Source organism: Streptomyces sp. P9(2023), from assembly GCF_032436795.1.
In the GTDB taxonomy this organism is placed as follows: Bacteria; Actinomycetota; Actinomycetes; order Streptomycetales; family Streptomycetaceae; genus Streptomyces.
On sequence record NZ_JAUPWM010000080.1, the window covers coordinates 1 to 1945 of the forward strand.

1 protein-coding gene is annotated in these 1945 nt (G+C 62.5%); it reads left to right on the plus strand.

Annotation, left to right across the window (positions count from 1 at the left end; translation table 11 throughout):
• The first annotated feature begins 595 nt into the window (after window positions 1-595).
• Window positions 596-1855, plus strand: a complete 1260-nt coding sequence (ltrA, locus tag Q5762_RS36650) for a group II intron reverse transcriptase/maturase (RefSeq protein WP_315896654.1) — start codon at window positions 596-598, stop codon at window positions 1853-1855.
• Window positions 1856-1945: the final 90 nt, after the last annotated feature.

Genomic DNA, 1945 nt, shown 5'->3' on the forward strand with positions numbered 1-1945 from the left:
GTTTTCCCTGGTCTTGTGTCCTGAACATGAAAGGGAGTTGGTGTAGGGCAACTTCTGGAAGTGATGCTGTGTGGAAGATGAAGGTTTTGGCCCTTCGAAGCCGTCCTGTGGGGGAGGCTTCAAACCGCCTCATGCTGCGTTGGTTAATGACCGTCGTGGTGAGCGATGAGGAAAAGGCGCCGTAAGAGGTGTCAGGTGGGGACCGGGAAGACGAACGCAAGTGAATCGCTGCTGACGTGTCGAAAGAAAAACAGACGGCATCAAAACCGGGGTGTGATCAGAACTCCGGGATGAGCCTGGCGGGTGCCCGCTTATTGGCCAGGTGGTGTCCGGCATGTAGGCGACGTGAGTCCGGTCTGCGGCTTCCGCATGGAACAGGAGAAGGCAGGTCCCGACACGGCCCGCTGTGTGACGGTGGGCGAGAGGGAGTGCCCCAAGCGGCAGACACCGCAAGGGGTCGAGTACCGACGCGGGGCCTGCTGGCGGACCGGTCCGTAGTAGTGATGAAGCCCCTGTAACGGGGGTGAAGCGAAGGGGCCGGGTCGTTCGTGACTGAGTTGATCGCATCAACCGGACAGCGTCCGGGAGGAGTTCGATGGGCCAGTTGAAGTCTCAGATCAAGCCGTTTGATATTTCGAAGTGGGAAGTCAAGGAGGCATGGGAGGAAGTCAGGGCTAACAAGGGCGCACCCGGCGTGGACGGCCAGAGCGTCGACGACTTTGAGAAGGACCTGAAGAACAATCTGTACAAGGTCTGGAACCGAATGTCGTCGGGTTCGTACTTCCCGCCCCCGGTGCGCGCGGTAGCTATTCCCAAGCCGCAGGGCGGCGGCACGAGAATGCTCGGCATTCCCGCTGTTGCCGACCGTGTGGCTCAGACTGTGGTGGCCCGGCATTTGATGCGTAGGGTGGAGCCTGCTTTCCACCCGGACAGCTTCGGATACCGGCCCGGACGGTCCGCTTTGGACGCGGTTGGTAAATGCCGGGAGCGTTGCTGGAAGCGGGACTGGGTGGTGGAGTTCGACATCGCCACGTTCTTCGACAGCGTGCCCTGGGATCTTCTGGTCAAGGCGGTGGAAGCGCACACCGACGCCGTTTGGGTGAAGTTGTATGTGCGGCGGTGGCTTGCTGCCCCGCTCGTCATGCCCGACGGCTCCCTGCTGGAGCGGGAGCGCGGGACCCCACAAGGGGCTCCGGTGTCTCCCGTCCTGGCGAACCTGTTCCTGCACTACGCGTTCGACACGTGGATGGACCGGGAGTTCCCCTCCATCTGGTTCGAACGCTACGCGGATGACGCGGTGATGCACTGCGTCACGGAGCGCCAGGCCCGCCAGGTCCTGGCTGCGCTCACGGACAGGATGGTCGAGGTCGGGTTGCAACTGCACCCGGACAAGACCCGGATCATCTACTGCAAGGACGGCAGCCGCCGCGGCTCTCACGAGCACACGGCCTTCACCTTCCTTGGGTACACGTTCCGCGCCAGGAAGAGTCGGAGCCGGCACGGGAACTTGTTCCTGTCGTTCGACCCGGCGATCAGCAAGGACGCCCTGAAGAGGATGGGGCGGGAGCTGCGGTCCTGGCACCTGCACACCCGCTCGGACCTATCTTTCCAAGAGCTCGCCCGCAGGATCAACCCTGTCGTGGCGGGCTGGATCAACTACTACAGCCGTTTCAGGCCGTGGGAGCTGATCCCCTTCGTGATGCGTATCAACGCCTACCTCGTGCGCTGGATCCGCCAGAAGTACAAACGGCTCGCGGCCAAGCGGAAGGCCATCGCGAAAATGCAGGAGATCGCACAGCGATACCCCCGCATGTTCGCGCACTGGCGCCTCACCGCAAGCGCCGTGACGGTCTGATGAGCAGAGCGACAAGAGCCGTGTAACGGGAGACTGTTACGCACGGTTCTGTGAGAGCCGAGGGGTGAGACTCCCCTCGGCTACTCGGCA

What these genes read in the sequence shown, in the direction of transcription:
- ltrA (WP_315896654.1), top strand. Translation starts at nt 596, where the DNA reads ATGGGCCAGTTGAAGTCTCAGATCAAGCCGTTTGATATTTCGAAGTGG.